Here is a 19,158-nt window from a genome sequence, read left to right as displayed (position 1 = left end):
GGTGTCCGCGATGGTCAAGCGCGTGTCCACCGGCAACGGCAGGCGGCTTCGCACTGCTCCTTCCTCCGCGCCCTCCTGAACGTCGGGCGCGGCAAGGTGCGGCGCTGGGCCGCGCCGCTTGTGCTTGCCCCGCTGGGGCGGGGCTGCGCTTTCCGCCTCCGGCTGGGCCGCCGTCGGCGGTCTGGCCGTCCTCTCGCTTGCCTCGCCAGAGGCTCGGCGAAGGCGGGTCCGGCCTCTGGCGTCACGCTCTTTGACCGGCGCTCTTTCTCTCGCTCCCATCATCACGCCTTCCGCCAGCTTCCCGAACTGCCCGCCGTTGGCGGGCCTGTCGGTCGCCGCCTCCCGGCGGCTCCGGCCTGCGAAGCAGGCTCCGAATCCCAATCCCGGCGCGCGCGAAGAGAAGAAAGACATTGCGGCGGCCAACGGCTCCGCCGTTGTTTCCGCCGCTCACGTTCACACCCCGACAAACCGTCAGGCTACCTTCACGGAATCAGGAAGCCTGCCGGTCTGCTTTCTGGCGCTACCAGAACGGGAGAAGACCCCCGCCACTTTCCGAGTGCCGTTTCTTTGCGCCGTCCGTTCGCGTCGCCTGTCCTCCATGCCGGTCAACCCCGATGCAAGCACTCACACCATCCGCGTATCCCTTCGCTTGCGCCTGTGCGCGGCCATTGCGGTCTGTCGGCTGCCGCCGACGAAGACGCCGGCGTCATCCGCGCAGAACCGCAATCGCCGCTGCGAATGCACTGGCGCAGCCCCAGGAGGGGCACGCTCAGGCAAACGCGGCTGGTGTTCGCCCTTCACCCGTCGCCGCCGAAGACGGCGTCGCCGGGTTCGGGTCGGGGTTGCCCAGCATTCCGGCCAGTCGGCCGCTTCTCTCCCGTCGCCGCAGAACCGTCACTCCGAAAGTGTCGCCCCAAGAGCCGCCTTCAAGAGCGCCTTGTTCTGCATCGCCATCCCGGAAGCCGGGTTGTCGCCGCAGATTTCGCCAAAAGGCCAAGGCCCTCTTGATCCGCCTACGGCGGACCGGCGGCCAGAGCCCCCGGCGCGCCTTTTTCTTTTGAGACGGCGCGCCGGGCCGCGCAGCCTGCGCAGGCTTGTCTGCGCTGGGGTCGCGCTTCGCGCTCCGTGGTAGGAATCTACGAGTCCTGACAATACAACCAACATCCAAACCCATCTACCCCAAGACAGACAAGACCCCCATCACCACAGATCAGACCCGGACCCCGACGCTGCGCCAGGCAACGGCGTTCACTCCGCGCTGCACCGGTCGCGCCACCGCGCGGACACGGTGTCACGCCCGCTGCTGGGCGCTCTGTTCACCACATTCACCGACCTTCGGTCTCTTCCATCCGCCACTTTTCACCCCGAAGCCCGGAAGGAAGTGGGGGCTTCGGTTCGAAAAGTGCTTTCCTGCACCCGCCGTTTTCAGGATGCCAACCATGTTGTCCACTTCAACGGAGAGCGGTTTCTCGGGCCTTATCCCGATACGGTTCTTGCCTGAACGCCGAAGCGGCCAAGTGCACGGCCCGGCTCTTTCGCTGAGCGCGCTTCGCGCCCTACGCTCATTCACCGCACCGGCCACATGGCCTGTCCTTCCGGGCTCCGCGCCGCCGTGCCCCTCCCTGCCTGAGCGCCCTTGCTTCCGCATTCCTGGCCGTCGAAACGGTCGGCGGCTACCCAGCGAAGCGCCGGGCCGCCTCTGCGCCGGTGGCGCAGTTCGCTTCTCCGGCCCTCCATGCGGCGGGCGCTACGGCAGTTCCGGGGCATCGCCGCCATCCGTGTGTCGCGAGGTTGCGGGAATCCGCCGCCTCAATCCCTCCTTGAGCCTTCTCGGCGTCTGATGGGGGTGAGGACGAGATAGGCGTGAAGCTGATCCAGAAAACTGAGGTATTCGGGCTTGGCAAAGGTCTTCTCGGGACCGCTGAATCTCAGAACCATCAGGCAGTCGCGTTCCACCCGGCCCAGGAAGTCCTGACTGAACCTGACCGTCACTTGCGCGTTCGTCTCCACAACGAGGATATCGGCGGCTTCGTCTTCGCCGATGCGCACGCCATGCGCGGCGGTGATGTGCTTGGCCATGCTCACGTCGGCTGGGCCTTGCGGGGCCTGCTCGGCCGGTTGTTGCGGCATGCAGCCGGCGACAAGGAGCATCAAGCCTATCGGTAGAGCAATACGTAGTCGCGCCATATCATCCATCCTCTGTGCGCCAGTACGGCGAAGCAAATCAGAGCCGCGACGCCGTACGCCAGCCAGTCGGGAATCTTCTTCGTCAGCTTGTCGGTGGGGAGAAGTCGGAGCGCCCCGGCAATCGCCATGACCGTGGTCGTGACTCCCAGCCATACCGTTGTCCCGGCAGCCAGCAGGTTCTCGTGTGCTCTCACCAGCATCGGGCTGATTGCCACGAGTCCGAGAACATCGCTGCACGGGATCACTCCGACGCTGAGGCCCGTCAGGAACGGTCGCCTGTGCGCGAAGTCCAGGCGAGCATCGGCCGCAGCGTGCTCCCAGGGCTCGTTCCGGCCCTGCGCTTGCCTCATGTTGCGTTGTCGCATGCCTTTCCACGCCTTGACGGCGAAATGCAGCCCCACCAGCAACAGAATGGGCAAGTACAGATTCTTGATCAGCAGGCCATGGCGGCCGGCCAAATGGGCAAGCCGGTCGGCAAGCAGGAGCCCGGACATGGCGGCCAGGCCCATCATGATGCCGTGGGACAGGCTGTAGCCTGCCGCGACCCGCAGCAGCCGCAGGCGCGGCCCGCCGGAGATACAGACGGCGACCAACAGTGTCTTGCCGTGTCCCGGCAAGATCACGTGCCAACACGCGAACAGATACAGCGTTGTCAGTTGCTTCAGATCCATGTCCATAAGGTCTTGCCTTATACGCGATTATGTTTGCCAAGGCAAACACGTTTCGTTGAACGCAACTCAGAATTGTGCCCCGGAAAAGAATCAGAAAATGGCTGTTGACAAGTGCGCTCGGGCGTAATATGTTTGGCGGCGCGAACTCCAGAAAGGAATGAGATCGGAAGATGGCCGCCATGACGGAAGCGTTGAGTATTAGCATCGAGAATTACCTGGAGACGATTTTTCTCCTCATCCAGGAGCATACGGTGGCGCGGTCGAAAGACATCTCGGAGCGCCTCAGTGTGAACCGATCCTCCGTGACCGGTATGTTGCAGACGCTACGGGACCGGGGGCTGGTGAACCATGAGCGCTATGGTTATGTGACGCTCACGAAGGAGGGGGCCGACATCGCCCAGCGCGTTCGGAGACGACACGAGGCGCTGCGGGACTTCATGGTGAACGTACTGTCCATCGATGAGGTGGCGGCCGACGAGGCGGCTTGCAACATGGAGCACGGGATATCCAACCAAATCGTGGATCGCTTCGTGGATTTCGCCGAGTTCGTGAAGACCTGCCCCGAGGCGGCGCACGTCGAGTGGGTGAAGGACTTCGGCTACCGCTGCGAGCGTCACGCGCAGAACGAGGAGCCCTGCAAGCGGTGTGGCTCCCATGCGGATGCAAAATCGGAATGAACAGCGCACAAGACCGCGCGGGCAAGAGCTTCCCCCTCGCCGAGGCCGAGGACGGCGCCCGCCTGACCGTATTGGCGTTGCGCGGCGGGGCGGGGTTCCAGGAGAGGATCAGCAGCATGGGGCTGTACATCGGGTGCAAAGCGGACGTGCTCATCGGCGGGGACGATGGCCGCATGGTTCTGGCGGTCGGCGATACGCGTATCGCGCTCGGACATGGCATGGCGCAGAAAGTCATCGTCAAGCGACGGGGTGACGAACGATGAAGATCAGGGATATGCAGCCCGGGCAGACGGGAAAGGTGACGGCGTTTACGGGCACGGACAAGGCCTACCGGCACAAGCTGCTGCGAATGGGCCTGCGCAAGGGCGTGGAATTCAAACTTGTGCGCAAGGCCCCGATGGGAGATCCCGTCGAGGTGGAGATCAACGGGTCCAACCTGACGCTGCGCAAGGCGGAAGCCGACGTCGTGGACGTCGAAGTGGTCATTGGGCATTAGTCATGCGGCACGAATGACCAATGACCAATGACCAATGACCCGGCCAGAGGGAGTCATGATGTGGATAAGCTAAGGATAGCGATCGCCGGCAATCCGAACTGCGGCAAGACGACGTTGTTAAACGCCTTGACCGGCTCGCGGCAGCATGTCGGCAACTGGCCCGGCGTCACCGTCGAACGTATTGATGGCCACTACATGGAAGGCGACACCCGCGTCGAGGTGACGGATTTGCCGGGAATCTACTCGTTTTCCGCTTATTCCATCGACGAGTCCATCGCCCGCAAGCACATCCTGATGGATACGCCCGATGTGGTCGTCAACATCGTTGACGCGTCCAACCTCGAGCGCAACCTCTATCTGACCACGCAGCTCCTGGAGATGCGCGTGCCGGTGCTGGTGGCGCTCAACATGGTGGACATCGCCAAGAAGCGGCGCATCCACATCGAGACCGCGCACCTGGCCCGGCATCTGGGGTGTCCGGTGGTCCCGATCGTGGCCTCGAAGGGCACGGGGCTTCCCGAGCTGCGCGCGGCGATCGTCGAGGCGGCGCGGACGAAACAGGTCTCGGCGGCGCACGTCGCGTATGACGCGGAGCTGGAGAAATCGCTTGCCGCGCTGGAGGACAAGGTGCGGCCGGTAGCCGCGCAACGGGGCGTCAACGCTCGCTGGCTGTCCATCAAGACCTTCGAGCAGGACGAGCTGGCGCTCGGCATGGTGAAAGACGCCGGGGTCGAGCGCATGGTCGCGGACGAGACCGCGCGCGTCGAGAAACACACGGGCGAAGACCTCGATATCGTGATCTCCGACGGCCGCTACGGGTTCATCCATGGCCTGGTGCGCGACGTGGTGCGCCGCGACAGCGAAGTGCGCCGCACGGTGTCCGACGCGATCGACCGCGTGGTGCTCAACCGCGTGGCCGGCATTCCGATCTTCCTGGCGGTCATGTATCTGGTCTTCGTGGCCACGATCAACCTCGGCGGGCCGTTCATTGACTTCTTCGATGGGCTCTGCGGCACGATCTTCGTGGACGGATTCGGACATCTGCTGGGCGCAATGAAGACCCCCGAGTGGTTGATTGCGCTGCTGGCCGGCGGGATCGGCGGGGGCATCCAGACCGTGGCGACGTTCATTCCCCCGATCTTCTTCATCTTTCTGTGCCTCGCTTTCCTGGAGGATTCGGGGTACATGGCGCGCGCGGCCTTCGCCATGGACCGCCTGCTGCGCGCCGTGGGGCTGCCGGGCAAGGCGTTCATCCCGATGCTGGTCGGCTTCGGCTGCAACGTGCCGGCCATCATGGCAACCCGAACACTCGAGAACAACCGCGACCGCATCCTGACGATCATGATGAATCCCTTCATGTCGTGCGGGGCGCGACTGCCCGTCTACACGCTCTTCGTCGCGGCGTTCTTCCCACGTCACGGCGGAACCGTCCTCTTCGGGCTGTATTTCACCGGGATCGTGCTGGCCGTGCTGACCGGGTTGCTCTTCAAGCGGACCATTCTGCACGGCGAAACCTCGACCTTCGTGATGGAATTGCCGCCCTACCACATGCCGACCTTCCGCGGCATCCTGTTCCACACGTGGAACCGGCTGAAGAGCTTCATGCTTCGGGCGGGACGCGTCATCATCGTTGTGGTCGTGGCGCTGAGCTTCCTGAACTCGATCGGGACCGACGGCAGCTTCGGCAACGAGGATTCCGAGAACTCGGCCCTGAGCGCGGTGAGCAAGAAGGTCGGCGTCGTTTTTCGCCCGATGGGGCTGACCGAGGAGAACTGGCCGGGCGCCGTGGGGCTTTTCACCGGGCTCTTCGCCAAGGAGGCGGTCGTGGGAACGCTGGACACGCTCTACTCGGCCATGGCCGAGCAGGAGGCCGCCGCCGAGGCCGCCGCGGCCGGCGAGGAAGCCGAAGCCGAAGAGGCATTCGACTTCTGGGGCGGTATCGCCGCTGCCTTCGCGGCCATCCCGGCCGGGTTCGAGGGTTTCGGCGAAGGTCTGGCCGACCCGCTGGGGGTCGGGATCGACGACGACTTGAGCGATACGAAAGCCGTGGCCGAGGAGATGGAGATCGAGTCGGGCACCGTGACGGCGATGGCGAAGTACTTCGACGGCAAGGCCGGGGCCATCGCCTACCTGTTGTTCATCCTGATCTACGCGCCCTGCGTGGCCGCCATCGCGGCGATCTACCGCGAGACCAATCTCAACTGGGCGGCCTTCTCGGTGGGTTACCTCACGCTGCTGGCGTGGGTTGCCGGAACGTTGTTCTATCAGTGTGCGACCTTCTCGCAACACCCGGGGGCTTCGGCGGGCTGGATTGCCGCATGCCTGACATCACTGGCCGCCCTGTACGCCGGTCTGCGCGCCCGGGCGCGGACCCTGACCGTGGAGGCATAGCCGTGCTGAGGGAAACAAAACAGCTCTTGGCGAAACACGGCAGGTTGACCCTGCGTGAGTTGGCCCGACACTTCGACATGGACGCCGGCGCGCTGGAGAAGATGCTGGAGACGCTGGTGGATAAGGGGCAGATCCGCCTGGTCGCGGGCGGTTGCGCCAAGCCCTGCGCGGGCTGCACCTCGGCCTGCCGTGAAGACATGCTCATCTACGAGCTAAATGGGAATGCGGAAAAACGCGGCGAAAAGGATCAAGTCGAACAACCGGGCTGGGCGGGTTTGCCCGGTCAGGCGGGCCGGCGGCCTGGATAACCGGCTGCGGCGCTGGCTCCAGAACCCGATCACGGGCCGCAAGAACTCACCACGGAGGCACAGAGTCACGGAGTGTCGGGCAGGAGAGAGACTGCGGGTTATCCCCTTTCCTCCCTGGCGAGTGGTGCGCGTATTTTCCGCGCAACGGTTGAACCGGAAGAGGGCACGGAGGATCGGCGCCTTCTCCGTGCTTCCGTGCCTCCGTGGTGAGTGTCGCTTTCCCGTATGGAACGATAGTGAAAAAAACGTTTGACGGAGTGCGGCGGGGCGTATTATGTTTGGCGCGACGAACATGAAAGGCGGAAAGGACATGGTACGGCGCAGGCGTGTTTTTTGGCCCCATGAGTTTGTCTGGCCGCACTCTATGTGCGGCGGCAAACTCGCGGCGGCGGCGGAACGGAGCGCCTCTTGCAATGGGGAATCTGGGTGGCTGATTGACTCAAGCGATGCGAGGATTCACCACGGAGACACGGAGGCACGGAGTTCCGGATGGGAGCGGGCCAGCGGAGCTTCCTCTGCCGCCTCCCCGCCGTGTGTTGCGCGGATTTGCCACGGCGTGCGGCAGATGGGAAACAGACTTCCGCCCCAAGGATCCACCGCGCCCCGTGGCAAATCCGCGCAACGGTTGGGCCGGAAGAGAGCACGGAACGGAGGAGTCTTCTCTGTGTCTCCGTGCCTCCGTGGTGAAGCTCCCCGTCCGTTCATCCGTCATTTGAGTCAATCAGCCACCCACGTTGGAAAAAGCCTGTTCGTCAGATGGATGCACGAATGACTAATGACCAATGACAAATAACTAGCTAGCGAGAAAGGAAGTCAGAGATGAAGAAGATCACGGTGTTCTATGGATCCACGACCGGCAACACAGGTAGTGCTGCCAAAGCGATCGCGGCCGCCCTGGGCGATGGAGCAGAGGCGCGCGATGTCAGCGGCGCGGACGCTAACGCGTTCAGCGAGCCGGACGTACTGGTTCTCGGCACGTCAACATGGGGCGTCGGCGATTTGCAGGACGATTGGGTGGGCGCGCTCGACGCGCTCAAGGGCGCGCGCCTCGCCGGCAAGAAGGTTGCCGTCTTCGGCCTCGGCGATCAGAACGGATTCGGCGACAGCTTCGTTGACGGCATGCGCGACCTCTACGACGCGGCCATTGCGGCCGGAGGGACCGTCGTGGGCGCATGCGCCACGGACGGATACGAGTTCAGCGAATCGCGAGCCGTCGTCGACGGCCAGTTCGTCGGGCTGGTCCTCGACGACGACAACCAAGCCGGCCAGACGGACGCGCGGATCGCGGCCTGGGTCACGCAACTCAAGCAGGAACTGGGGATGAGCTGATGAAGGTCTTCCTGCACCACATCTACGAATACAGGAAGGGACTGCGCAATCTGGTGCTTTTCACCGGGGCTGCCGAACAACGCCAGTTCATGGAAGCAAAGCTGCGGAAATGCGGCATTGACTACCTCGTCTGCCCGGTCGGACAGACCCGCGTGAACGTGTTCTTCGGCAATGCGGCTTGCGTAGATGTGGTGCGGCGGATCGGTTGCGAAAATCTCTCCAGCCTGAGCCCCGAACATGACTTCATGCTCGGGATCATGCTGGGCTACGACCGCATCAAGCAGTGCGACCGCTATCTCCAGCGGGCGCGCGCCGGCGGCGAACCGCCACGGAGTACGCCCCAGGAAGCCCCATTCGTGGAAAGGATGATCGCATGACCCACGCGAGAGCGCAGGATGTAGAAACAGTTGAACCACGGAGACACAGAGACACGGAGAACGCGCGGTGGGCGGAGGCGAGTTTTCTGTGCCTCTGTGCCTCCGTGGTGAGTCTTCGCGGATTCGAGGATATTTCTTGGGCTGCGGTCCAGCGGCCGCAGGCCGCGTTGGGCTGATCGCATGAGCAACGACAATCAACACATCTGGTCGCTGGACTGTATTGCCATCTGCACGGTCCTCGGCTTCGCTCTGGATGCAAAGAACGTGGGCAAGCTCTGCCGCAAGTTCAATCTCTCCAAGCAGGGCAAGCGTGTTGATTCGTCTTTCGGCTTCTACCTGCTGCACAAGGCCTGTCACGAGCAAGGCGGCCTGCTGCCGAAGCGCCTGACCAAACTCCTCAACGAACGGTACACGCGGATCATCCAAATCGTCAGGGCTACGGAGGAGGGATCGGAGGATCGGATCCTGGCGCAGCTCGAAGACTGGATCAAGCAGACGCCGGCAGGAATCATGTGGGCGTTGCTCACCGATCCCCGCGAGTCGTTCCAACACCTGGGCGTGTATCTTGTTCACCAGATCGCCTACGGTGCTTTCCGCGATTCCCGTCAACGCTCTCTGGAATCGCTGCGGGAAGCGGAACAGGCGAAAGCCGCGGAGATGGCGGAGAACAAGGCGCGGGCAAGTTTGGCGAAGCAGAAGGCGGCGGCCGACGCGCTCCGGGAGCGACTCCGGCAAACTGAGCGCGAATCGGACGATCTCAAGGCCGCTTGCCGCCGTCACGAGCAGCGCATCGCCGAACTGGAGGCGCAACCGGACCGCGAGGCGGCACTGCTCAGGCGCATCCGCATTCTGGAGCATGAGTTGGAGGAAGTGCGGCAGCAACCTGCGGTCATGACGTCTGCGGGAGCACCGGCCGAGTCCGATCTGTTGGACTTGTCCGACAAGTCCGGCGCGCCCACGTTCGGCGAGGAGCCGCCGCCGCCATGCGCCGTTCCAGCCTGCGAAACCGAACTGGCCCATTGCGCCGCCTCGGGAGCAGATCCCTGTCCGCTCGATGCCATGCACGTTGCGGTAATCGGTGGTCTGGATCGCTTGGAGCCGCATTACCGCCGCGTGGTCGAAGCCATGGGCGGCCAGTTCCTCTTCCATAACGGCGACTGTCAAGGCGGCTGTCACAGGTTGAGGACGGCGGTGTGTCAGGCGGACCTGGTGATCTTCATCACCCGCGTCAACAGCCACTCCGCACTGAAGGTCGTAAAGGGACTGTGCAAGAAGACGGGAAGACAATTCATGGCTCTGCGAGAGACGAGTCCGACGGCGCTGGAAGCGGTGCTGATGGGGGCGGCGTAGGGGAGGTCATTAGTCATTGGTCATTGGTCAGTAGTCAATGGTCATTAGTCATTGGTTGCGGGTCATTGCTTTCCGTTGGCTGCCAATGACTGATGACTGTGGGCGAAGCCCGCAAATGACCAATGGCCAATGACCAATGACGCAAACGCAGCGGTCGAAAAAAGGTGAAAAAAAGTTGTTGACGTAGTGTGGCGGGGCGTATTATGTTTGGCGCGACGAACATGAAAGGCGGAAAAGATGCTGGTCGGCGCACGCGCCTTTTTTTGGCCCCGCGAGTTCGCCTAGCCGCACTCTGTGTGCAACGACGAACTCGCGCGGCGGCGCCTAGCGCCTTCGGGAAGGTCATCGGGAGATTGGATTGGCGATGCAGGAAACGAATAACAGCGTGAGCGGCAGTCAGGAGGACTACCTGGAGGCCATCTTCGCCTTGACGCGGGAGCGTTCGGTCGCGCGGTCCAAGGACATCGCGGCCCGGCTGAACGTCAGCCGGTCCTCGGTCTCCGGCGCGCTGCATGCGCTCCAGAAGCGGGGGTTGGTGGAACACGAATCGTATGGCTACGTCACGCTGACGCCCGAAGGCGAGCAGGTCGCTGGGTGCGTGGCGCGGCGGCACGGGGCATGGAAGGCATTCCTCACCGGTACGCTGGGTGTTGAGGAGGAAGAAGCCGATGCCACGGCCTGCCGTCTGGAGCACGGGGTCTCCAAGCAGGTCACGGACCGGCTGCTCGAGTTCGTCGCGGCCAATGACAAGAACGGAACGCCCATGCGCGAGCCTGGTGGATCAGGGGGCGACGCATGACTTTGATTTGCAGGAAAGGAGTGGGAGCCCATGCCATCGTCGCATGACGCCGTGCTGGCGCGGATCGAGGAACTCTATCGCATGTTGTTCGCGCACAGCGGATACGGCGACATGAGCATCGAGATCCGTTTTCTGCGCAAGCACGAGAAGGAAGTGCTGATCAAGTGCGGCAAGCAGTACCGCTTCGTCGTGCCGTGCGATTGCCCCACGGGCGAGGAATGCCCGTGCCACGAGTCGCCGCGCAAAGAAACCGGGCCGGGGAGAAAATGAGACCTACCACGGAGACACGGAGGCACGGAGAACAGGAGAGAAGCTCTGCATTTCTCTCCGTGCCTCCGTGTCTCCGTGGTGAATCTCAAGGATGTAATACAGAGCGGGCGTGGCGCCCGCCAGGGTTGAAGAATACAGGCGAAAACGAACGCCGGTGGAAGGCCGGCCCCGCGAGGCGCGGGGCGGCCATGACCGGAAAGGAGCTGCGTATCGAGTGAGACATCGGTTGCGGGAGCGGTTCCCGCGCCATTGAACTCGCAAGACATATCGGGCGGGCTGACCGAGCGGGAGCCGTCCACAAGAACGAAGGCGCCATGATGGTGCCGAGAAAGATGAAGGAAGAGAACAGAATGAGTACGAAAAAGACGAAGAAGGGTCAGGGTGGTTTCACCTTGATCGAGCTGTTGATCGTGATCGGGCTGATGGGCGCGCTGGTCGCTCTCGTCCTGCCCAAGCTCACGGCGGATCGGGAAGAAGCCATGGGCGACGTTTGCGACTACAACCAGGCCGGAACGGTCCGCGTGCTGAATCAGTACGCGGACATGTTCGGCAAGTACCCCGACGGCATGCACAACGGGCTGGATGGCACGGGTTCGACGGCGTCAGCTATTAAAGGGCTGCCGGAAGCGCAGCATACCAACATGATCGGTCAGATCGACTCGACCCGCTATGGGCTATCGACGAACGAAGTGGCCTCGCTGAACGCGGCGGGTATCGACACGGTTGCCTATGGTACTGGCTATCAAGTCACAAACTTGGCTGCCGGCGTTCACGTTGCGCGATGCACGACCAACTGGCTGGATGATACGCCGGCGCAGTACCAGTTCGACGGCGTCACTGTCGCGGATTGGGAAACCGCCACCGGTACGCCTGGCTGGGATACGACAAATGGCACAGTGGTGTGCCTCTGGATCACGCCGACGATTGACTGGTCGGGCGGTGCCGGCGACAACCTCGACTGGACCAAGGGTGCGGTCAATTACGGCATCAGCCTCGAAGGCCAGTGCCCGATTCCGGTCTCCGCGGCCAGCGGCGAAGAGGTGGAGTTCGCCTACTACATGGCCTACTTCAAGGTCTACGACGAGGCTCCAGCAGTAGCGGCCCGACTGATCGGCACCTCATGCCCTGAATGCGGCGTGCTGAATCCGTAACGTAAACCCAAACCCGGCGCCGGGGGCTTCCACGCCCCCGGCGCCTCTCCTGATTGGTCATTGGTCATTTGCGCCTGCGGCGCGTCATGGGTCATTAGTGATTGGTCATTGGTCATTGGTCATCGGTAAACAGAGGAAAGAACAGAATGAATACGAAGAAGCGAAACAAGAAAAGCGGGTTCACGCTCATTGAACTGTTGATCGTGATCGGGTTGATGGGCGCGCTGGTCGCTCTCGTCCTGCCTAAGCTCACGGCCGATCGGCGGGAGTCCATGATGGATGTGAGCCAGTACAACAAGGCGGGCACGATCCGCACGCTGTACCAGTACGAAGAGATCACGGGCAAATATCCCAACGACATGCACAGTGGTCTGACGAATGCGGCCAGCGGCGGACGCATGCCCGGCATGCAGAAGTCCATGGCGTTCAACATCAGCAACGGGGGCGGGCCGAAGCCAGCATCGATTCAGCCGTTGACCACGAACATGGTCGCCTCGCTGAATGCGGCCGGAATTACCAGCCTCTGCTATGACAGCGGCTTCAATTCCCGAACGCTGGCGGTTGGCGACTATGTGGTTATGTCCTGCAATCCCGACGGCGAGCAGTGGCTGCACAAGCACTTCACGCCGCACGTCGGAAGTACCGGCAAGGGCAAGATCACGTTCGAAGGACGTGCGCTGGACGAGTGGGTCACGGACATGAACGGCGGGGCCAGTGACGGGGTCATCATTCCCTGCTGGGTAACGCCCACCATCGACTGGCAGGCCGGCAGCGGTGACAATACCGACTGGACCAAGGGCAACGTCGAACTCGGTATCTCCATGGAGGGCCAGGCGCCCGTGCCGACGGAGGATGCCGAAGGCGGCAATGAGGTCAACTTCGCCTACTACACCGCGCACTTCCTGGTGGACGACGACGATACGGACGGGATCCAGCCCGCGAAACTGATCGGAGTAATGTGCGGAAAGCCGCTGAACCCATAGATAAACCAAAGGCGTTGGCGGGGCGGCCGCCGCGGGCCGCCCCGCTCGCTCAACCACTTGAAAGAATGGAGACTAAGGTGCTGAAACCATACAAAAACACGGGCAAGGGAATACTTCGCCGAGGCCTGCCGTTGCTGCTTCTGGCCATGCTGGCCGCGACAGCGTACGCCCACAAGCCGCTGATGATGATCGAGGACCACGAGAATGGAACGTTCACGGTCACCGTAGGCTTTTCGGACGGCGAATCGGGGGCGGGCGCGCCGATACTGTTGAAATCAAAGACCAATGGCGAAGTCCTGTGGAAGGGTTCGTTGAACGCGGAAGGCGCACTGCAGTGCCCGAAGATGATGGAGCCCTATGTGGTCCGCTTTGTCGACGATGAACCGGGACATTCCGTTGAACGCGATGGGATCGTGCTGAAGGCCGGTGAGTCCGCGCCCGAGTTGTCCGCTCTGGCAAGCCCGATTATCCCGGCCGGTGCCGCGGACGCCAAATTCGGTGAAACTGCGTCCGAAAGTTCTGATCTGATTTTGCATCCGCAATGGACGCTTCCGTTGAAGGCGCATTTCACGGAGGAGATTAAACGGTTGCTGGCGGACAAGACGGTATCGGTCAGGAACGTCCTCGGTATGGTGCGAACCACCTCCCTGATGCAATGCCTGCAGTACCATGCCCAGAGTAAAATGGGCGCCCTCGTGGCCGTGGCAGAGGAAAAGGTCAAGGCCGGCAAGAGGGTGGATTTCGAACTGCCTCAGGCGGGGCTTTGCCCTGGCGCACTGAGCGGATTCCTGGCCATGGATTTCGCCATTCGCGAGCTGTACGGCGACGAAGTGCCGCTGATGGACGATCTGCGCATCGAATGCAAAGGAAAGATGGGGGGCATCTGGGATGCGTTTGAACTGATTCTAGGCCGTCGGCTTTCCCGCGAGCGTGGCGTTCTGGGCCCCTCGCCGAAGGCGATGGTCTTTTTCGCCGAACGGCTATCTGACGGGAAGCGAATCGTTTTCACCTACGATGACGACACCAAGGCCCGTTTGCAACGTTTCTTCGAAGGGAAAACGAACCCCGGAACGCTTCCAAAGGACGAGATGAGCCAGATTCGGCAGGGACTCGTCAAAGACCTCCTGGGGCGCCATGCCCGGAAAGACTACAGTTATTTCATGATCCTGAATGGCGGCCCGGAAAAGCCTGAGAGTTTGTGAGTTGATGAAATGACAACGAAGAAAAGCATCCTGTTCCGCGCCGTCCGCATCCTCGTGATCACGGCGGTCGCCTTCGCGGTGATCGTCGTTGTGCAGTTGCACCGGCAGAAGGCCGCGCGCGAGGTGGTTCCCAGTGCGCACGTCGTGGAGCTGGCCGAAGACGCGAATCTGGACGATCTGCTGACCGGTACGCCCCTTGTATTGGTGAGCTATGGGGGCGAAGCATGTGGCCATTGCCGGGCGTTGAAGCCGAATCTGCATCGCCTGGCCGACGCCTTGCCGGGCACCATGCGTGTTGTGTTGGTCGACACGGACACTCACAGGGCTCTCGCCCGCGAAAGCGGTGTGGAGGCCATACCGGACACGCGCCTCTATGTCGGCGGCAAGTCCACTGATCGACGCTTGGGCTACCAGGACGACAACGCTTTGAAGGAATGGCTGCGGCCTCACATCGCGGCGGCCGCCTTCATCCACACGGACGATCACCATGGACACGGACATGAGCATCATTGAACTGGTCATTAGTCATTGGTCATTAGTCATTGGAAGGGACTGCCAGAGGTCCTACAGAACAACTGAAGAGAAGATTCACCACGGAGGCGCGGAGACACGGAGCAGAGATTGAACTCTGTGCCTCCGTGCCTCTGTGGTGAAATCCAGGTTTGGAGAAACTCATGATAGCAGAGAGATACGATAGCGAGCGCGAGCCCGACGGGAAAGCGCCGGACGACGATCACCGCGATCACCACGACCATCGGTGCGACGGAGGCGGTCGCTGCACGGGCTGCCTGACGGGCAATCCCTGTCCCGCGTGCATCGCGCGGATGGCAAAAGCAGAAAGAACAGCGTTGCAACAATGGAGGCAAGACCATGAACAAGACACGAAACGCACTGGGCTCTTCACGAATGACGAATGACCAATCGCCAATGACGGCGCGAAGCGCCTCTTCCGGCTTCACGCTGATCGAGCTGTTGATCGTGATCGGGCTGCTGGGCGCGCTGGCCTCCCTGATGCTCCCCTTGCTCAAAGTCGACAAGGAGAAATCGATGGAATCCGTCGTGCAGAGCGAGATGTACGACATCCAGCGCACGTTCATCCGGTTCTACAACCATTGCGAGTTCGCTACGGGAGGGCCAACCAACATGGCGGACTGGGCCGCCGTCGATCTCGCGCCGCTCCTGACGCAAACGGACACCAATTCACCTTCGCTCTTTAGCTATGAAGAGTGGGACTTGGCGAAGAACCGCGGCTGGCGCGGACCCTATGCCGTGTCCGAAGGAACCAACGCTGCCGGCTACCGCGCATTGCTCGACCCGTATGGGGATCCGTATGAGGTGGTGGTGAGCAACGACTATCCGTCCGCCGGATTCACGAACCTGTTTCTGTACCCCAGCACGAACAGCGGGAGGTTCAACGCCGAGAAACGCGAAGAGCTGAAACGGCAACTGACGTTCGACGAGTAATCCGGTTGGAGGGGCAGAAGATATGAAAGAACTCACCACAGAGACACCGAGGCACGGAGGGCCGCAGAGAGAGCGGAAGCGCAGAGTCTTCTCCGTGTTTCCGTGCCTCCGTGGTGAGCGTCCGCTTTCCAAAGAACTCACCACGGAGACACCGAGGCACGGAGTGCCGCAGAGGGCGAGGAATAGCAAACGCTTCTCCGTGCCCACGCCCCTGGCGTGGCAAGGTCCGTGTTTACCACGCCGGAGGCGTGGCCTCCGTGGTGAGCGTCCGCTTTCCGCCGATGCTGCACCGGCGTCAGACCCGCGCGCGGGCATGACGCTGATCGAGCTGGTGGTCGTCCTGGCCCTGATGGCCGGCCTGGCGAGCATGATGCTGGTTGGCGCCAGCGATCTCGCCAACCGGGGCCGCTACGACGAAACGGTCACGCGCATGCGCCTGATCCGCGAAGCCGTCGTCGGCAACGGCGTGGAAGCCGGCCGCTTCGTCCGCGACATGGGGAGGTTGCCGAATTCGCTGGGTGAACTCGTTACCAGCACCAACACGTTCCAGCACCTTTCGTATAGTTTCGATGTGCCTGGCTATGCGCCCATTACTGCCGGTTTACACGCGGGCTGGGCCGGACCCTATGTGGTTGCTTCGGACACCAATTTCTACGACGGATTCGGCGAGCCGATCGAGTTGATCAACGGAACACAGCTCGTGGCGAGAGTGAAAGACCGTGCGGGTTGGCTGACCAATGACGTGGAATACTCCTTTGCGAGCGTTTCGAACTGCTGGCTACGGGTGGAGGTACGTGCTCTGCACAGGAACCCACGACTCGCTCTCTGCGCATGGATGAGCCCCAACACGAATGCGCCATCCCTCTGGTCGTCCACCACAAACTACTTTCCGGGCGACCTGTGCAGCACCAACGCGGATGTCTATGTCTGTATGTCGACGAACAGCAATGAACCTCCGTCCGTGACCGGTACAAACTGGTATGCATTGCCCCAGCACGAGTTTCTGACTGCTGGAAACGTCCTCCTGGCCGTTCCCAATACAACGGGGCCTCTGTCAAAATCGCTCACGGCAGGAACCCCGGTTGTGTTCTCGAACCTGTTTCCGGGGATCAGGCAGGTCTTTGCGTACGGGTTCAACGCAGGCGGCGGCACAACGAATAACGCGTGGCATTCGGGAGCCCAATCCGTTGAGATCCGGCCCGGCGCGAACTTCATCACCCTCTATCTAGCGGAGCAACTCCAAAGGGAGCCGTAGCATGATGATGCCGTTGAAGAGAGAACAACCACGGAGACACAGAGGCACAGAGAGAATCCCCTTCATCTCTCCTCCGTGCCTCCGTGTCTCCGTGGTGAGCATGAATAACAGGTCAGAACAGCCATGAGATTACCCGGACAGAGCAAATCGCTGGTGGTCGCCGTCCATGACGGGCTGGCGTGGCGGGCGTATGCCCTGAAACGCGGGCATGGCGAATGGACGTGCGTCGATCGCGCGGAGGAGGCGTCGCGCGCCGGGCGCGGGTTGCCGAAGACCATTCTGGATTTCATTGCCCAATCCCGGGCAAAGCGCTTGCGCGTGCTGCTGTCGGGTGATGTGCATGCGCTTCTGGCGGAATTGCCGGAGGACGCCTCGGACGAGGAATTGCAGACCGCGCTGGCTTACGAGGCGCAGGGCGAGGCGGGACTGGAAGCGGCCGGGCATCGGCTGGCGGCGGCGCGGGCGCATCTTTACGAGATGGGCGGCGACCGCAAGGCGCTGCTGGCCGCGTCGTTCGAGATCGAACGGCTGAATCGCTTCGTGGCGGACGCGGAAAGCGAGGGCGTGGCGTTCGAGGGCGCGGGGTCGCTCGAACTGGCAATACTGGCCGCGCATGCGCATCGCGCGCCGAACCGGCGGCTGCTCATCGTTCGCGAGCGTACGAGCTTCTACGCCGTGCCGGCCAACGATCCCCAGCCGTTCATGACGGCGACGATCCCGCTGGGGCTGGACGCGGCATCGGACCCGACGGCGCGCGAACGCGCGGAGCGCGCACGGGAGCGCTTGAGTGTACACGATGCCGTGCCCATGACGGTTGTGTTGCCGGGCGAGGTCGAACAGCTTCAAGGCCGAATTGCGCCCTACATCGGCTCGTGCGCGGATGTCGAGTACCTCGCGCTGCCGGAGCTTGAGGAAGCGGCGTTGCGCGGGACTGCGGGCGGGCGCGTCGGTGGCGTGGAAGACGCCTGTCCGTGGATCGGGCTTCCGCCGCGTCCGCGCGATCCGCACCGGCACGGGACGGTGCTGCTCTTCATCATTCTGGCCTTCTCGCTGGTCTGGGTGGGATGGCGGCGGCAGACCCTGCACCACGACCTGTGCCGCGCGCAGGCCAACCTCAAGGCGTGGGAGACGCTGGAGAGCGCGCGGAAGAAGGCGGCGGGCGAGAGCGAAGCGCTGCGGAAGCGCCAGACCGCGATCGTGACGAAGAAGGAGATGCTGGCCGGGCGGCGCTGTCTGCCGCACGGACTGCTGCCACTCTTGGAGACGCTGGCCCAGCACATGCCGGCCTATTCGTGCCTGGGATCGGTCAAACAGCGCGAGGGCGGCGGATTCGAAATCGTGGGCCTCACCCGCTGGCAGGACGGACTGACCCAGCTCGACGCGGCGCTGCGCGAGATGGGGCGGCGCGAGGGGCTGCGCCGCGAGTTCGGCGGCTTGGAAACGATCGAAGGCCAATACGCGCAGCGCTTCCGCTATACGGTGGTGCCGGAATGAAGAACTCACCACGGAGACACGGAGGCACGGAGCAGTGTTTGGGGGCGCGGAAGAGGAGATGGAATGGGCATGGTGGAAGCAGAGCTGACGGAGCAGATCATCGGGGCGGCCATCGAGGTGCACAAGCACTGGGGTCCCGGTCTGTACGAGGAGATTTACGAAAGAAGCCTATGCCACGAGTTGCGCCTTCGCAGCGTAGCGTCCGAGACCCAGGTGAGATTGCCCCTGCTGTACAAGGGTGAGCGAGTCGGCGAGGACTTGCGCCTGGACCTCGTCGTGCACGGGAAAGTGGTTGTGGAACTGAAGGCCGTCAAGGAACTGGAGCCCATTCACGAAGCGCAATTGCTCACCTACATGAAGCTGACCGGATGCAGAGTCGGGTTGCTTATCAATTTCAATGTTCCCGTGCTCAAGCATGGCATCAAACGGATGGTTCTATGAAAATCTCCTCTCTTGTCTTCTCTTCTCCGTGCCTCCGTGCCTCCGTGGTGAGTCCCCCTCTCCCGTCGTCAAGTTCACCACAGAGACACGGAGACACTGAGTTCATTGCTGAAGCTTTGAACAATCAGCCTATTCCCAGCGCGTCGGCTCCGTGCCTCCGTGCCTCCGTGGTGAGTCCCCCTCTCCCGTCGTCAAATTCACCACAGAGACACGGAGACACTGAGTTCATTGCTGAAGCTTTGAACAATCAGCCTATTCCCAGCGCGTCGGCTCCGTGCCTCCGTGCCTCCGTGGTGAGTTCTTTTCAGCCAAC

The 19,158-nt window shown here is 62.4% G+C and carries 21 protein-coding genes; 18 read left to right on the top strand and 3 right to left on the bottom strand.

What is annotated here, in order from left to right; genetic code table 11:
- Positions 1-1,566: 1,566 nt before the first annotated feature.
- The 3 genes from L21SP4_RS12945 to L21SP4_RS07890 are packed head-to-tail and all read right to left on the bottom strand — an operon-like array spanning position 1,567 to position 2,864.
- Positions 1,567-1,767 carry a hypothetical protein gene (locus L21SP4_RS12945; RefSeq protein WP_160300747.1) on the bottom strand — a complete coding sequence of 67 codons (201 nt, stop codon included), beginning with the start codon at positions 1,765-1,767 and terminating at the stop codon, positions 1,567-1,569.
- Between the two features lie 42 nt (positions 1,768-1,809).
- Positions 1,810-2,187, bottom strand: coding sequence for a hypothetical protein (locus L21SP4_RS07895; RefSeq protein ID WP_144413801.1), 378 nt, complete (start codon positions 2,185-2,187; stop codon positions 1,810-1,812).
- Positions 2,157-2,864, bottom strand: coding sequence for a hypothetical protein (locus L21SP4_RS07890; RefSeq protein WP_052882142.1), 708 nt, complete (start codon positions 2,862-2,864; stop codon positions 2,157-2,159). Before L21SP4_RS07890 ends, L21SP4_RS07895 begins: the two co-directional genes overlap by 31 nt.
- Before the next feature lie 164 nt (positions 2,865-3,028).
- Here L21SP4_RS07890 and L21SP4_RS07885 point away from each other — a divergent pair, with 164 nt between their 5' ends.
- From L21SP4_RS07885 to L21SP4_RS07800, 18 genes are all read left to right on the top strand, one after another.
- A complete protein-coding gene (locus L21SP4_RS07885) occupies positions 3,029-3,535 on the top strand; it encodes a metal-dependent transcriptional regulator (RefSeq protein ID WP_074041426.1) in 507 nt (168 codons plus the stop codon).
- A complete protein-coding gene (locus L21SP4_RS07880; RefSeq protein WP_052882141.1) occupies positions 3,532-3,798 on the top strand; it encodes a FeoA family protein in 267 nt (88 codons plus the stop codon). Before L21SP4_RS07885 ends, L21SP4_RS07880 begins: the two co-directional genes overlap by 4 nt.
- The gene (locus L21SP4_RS07875) at positions 3,795-4,031 is read left to right on the top strand and encodes a FeoA family protein (RefSeq protein ID WP_052882140.1); all 237 of its coding nucleotides are present in this window, start codon (positions 3,795-3,797) and stop codon (positions 4,029-4,031) included. The genes L21SP4_RS07880 and L21SP4_RS07875 overlap by 4 nt, the downstream gene beginning before the upstream one ends.
- A 60-nt stretch (positions 4,032-4,091) precedes the next feature.
- Entirely contained in the window at positions 4,092-6,422 is a 2,331-nt protein-coding gene (feoB, locus tag L21SP4_RS07870; RefSeq protein WP_201774609.1) for a Fe(2+) transporter permease subunit FeoB, read from the top strand.
- Between the two features lie 2 nt (positions 6,423-6,424).
- Positions 6,425-6,730: a FeoC-like transcriptional regulator gene (locus L21SP4_RS07865; protein WP_052882138.1), complete on the top strand. Its 306-nt coding sequence runs from the start codon at positions 6,425-6,427 to the stop codon at positions 6,728-6,730.
- Positions 6,731-7,549: 819 nt separating this feature from the next.
- Positions 7,550-8,059 (top strand): flavodoxin, encoded by a 510-nt coding sequence (locus L21SP4_RS07860; protein ID WP_052882137.1) that lies wholly within the window; start codon positions 7,550-7,552, stop codon positions 8,057-8,059.
- On the top strand, positions 8,059-8,436 hold the full coding sequence (locus tag L21SP4_RS07855) for a DUF2023 family protein (RefSeq protein ID WP_052882136.1): 378 nt from the start codon (positions 8,059-8,061) through the stop codon (positions 8,434-8,436). Before L21SP4_RS07860 ends, L21SP4_RS07855 begins: the two co-directional genes overlap by 1 nt.
- 180 nt (positions 8,437-8,616) lie before the next feature.
- Entirely contained in the window at positions 8,617-9,786 is a 1,170-nt protein-coding gene (locus L21SP4_RS07850) for a DUF2325 domain-containing protein (protein ID WP_052882135.1), read from the top strand.
- A gap of 364 nt (positions 9,787-10,150) precedes the next feature.
- Positions 10,151-10,585 (top strand): metal-dependent transcriptional regulator, encoded by a 435-nt coding sequence (locus L21SP4_RS07845; RefSeq protein ID WP_074041425.1) that lies wholly within the window; start codon positions 10,151-10,153, stop codon positions 10,583-10,585.
- A 30-nt stretch (positions 10,586-10,615) separates the two neighbouring features.
- Positions 10,616-10,855 (top strand): hypothetical protein, encoded by a 240-nt coding sequence (locus tag L21SP4_RS07840; RefSeq protein ID WP_052882134.1) that lies wholly within the window; start codon positions 10,616-10,618, stop codon positions 10,853-10,855.
- A gap of 314 nt (positions 10,856-11,169) precedes the next feature.
- The gene (locus L21SP4_RS07835) at positions 11,170-12,006 is read left to right on the top strand and encodes a type II secretion system protein (protein ID WP_052882133.1); all 837 of its coding nucleotides are present in this window, start codon (positions 11,170-11,172) and stop codon (positions 12,004-12,006) included.
- Between the two features lie 146 nt (positions 12,007-12,152).
- Entirely contained in the window at positions 12,153-12,989 is an 837-nt protein-coding gene (locus L21SP4_RS07830; RefSeq protein WP_052882132.1) for a type II secretion system protein, read from the top strand.
- Positions 12,990-13,066: 77 nt separating this feature from the next.
- On the top strand, positions 13,067-14,191 hold the full coding sequence (locus tag L21SP4_RS07825) for a hypothetical protein (RefSeq protein WP_144413799.1): 1,125 nt from the start codon (positions 13,067-13,069) through the stop codon (positions 14,189-14,191).
- A gap of 9 nt (positions 14,192-14,200) precedes the next feature.
- Positions 14,201-14,704, top strand: coding sequence for a thioredoxin family protein (locus tag L21SP4_RS07820; protein ID WP_052882130.1), 504 nt, complete (start codon positions 14,201-14,203; stop codon positions 14,702-14,704).
- A gap of 357 nt (positions 14,705-15,061) precedes the next feature.
- Positions 15,062-15,655 (top strand): type II secretion system protein, encoded by a 594-nt coding sequence (locus L21SP4_RS07815; RefSeq protein WP_082116628.1) that lies wholly within the window; start codon positions 15,062-15,064, stop codon positions 15,653-15,655.
- 22 nt (positions 15,656-15,677) lie between these two features.
- Positions 15,678-16,910, top strand: coding sequence for a type II secretion system protein (locus L21SP4_RS07810; protein WP_144413798.1), 1,233 nt, complete (start codon positions 15,678-15,680; stop codon positions 16,908-16,910).
- A gap of 123 nt (positions 16,911-17,033) precedes the next feature.
- Positions 17,034-18,404: a hypothetical protein gene (locus tag L21SP4_RS07805; RefSeq protein ID WP_052882127.1), complete on the top strand. Its 1,371-nt coding sequence runs from the start codon at positions 17,034-17,036 to the stop codon at positions 18,402-18,404.
- Between the two features lie 63 nt (positions 18,405-18,467).
- Entirely contained in the window at positions 18,468-18,845 is a 378-nt protein-coding gene (locus L21SP4_RS07800) for a GxxExxY protein (RefSeq protein WP_236682490.1), read from the top strand.
- Positions 18,846-19,158 lie beyond the last annotated feature (313 nt).

Origin of the sequence: Kiritimatiella glycovorans (genome assembly GCF_001017655.1) — a bacterium.
GTDB classification, from domain to species: domain Bacteria; phylum Verrucomicrobiota; class Kiritimatiellia; order Kiritimatiellales; family Kiritimatiellaceae; genus Kiritimatiella; species Kiritimatiella glycovorans.
The sequence above is the reverse complement of the archived record's forward strand: the minus strand, read 5'-3'. Positions and strand labels throughout refer to the sequence as shown.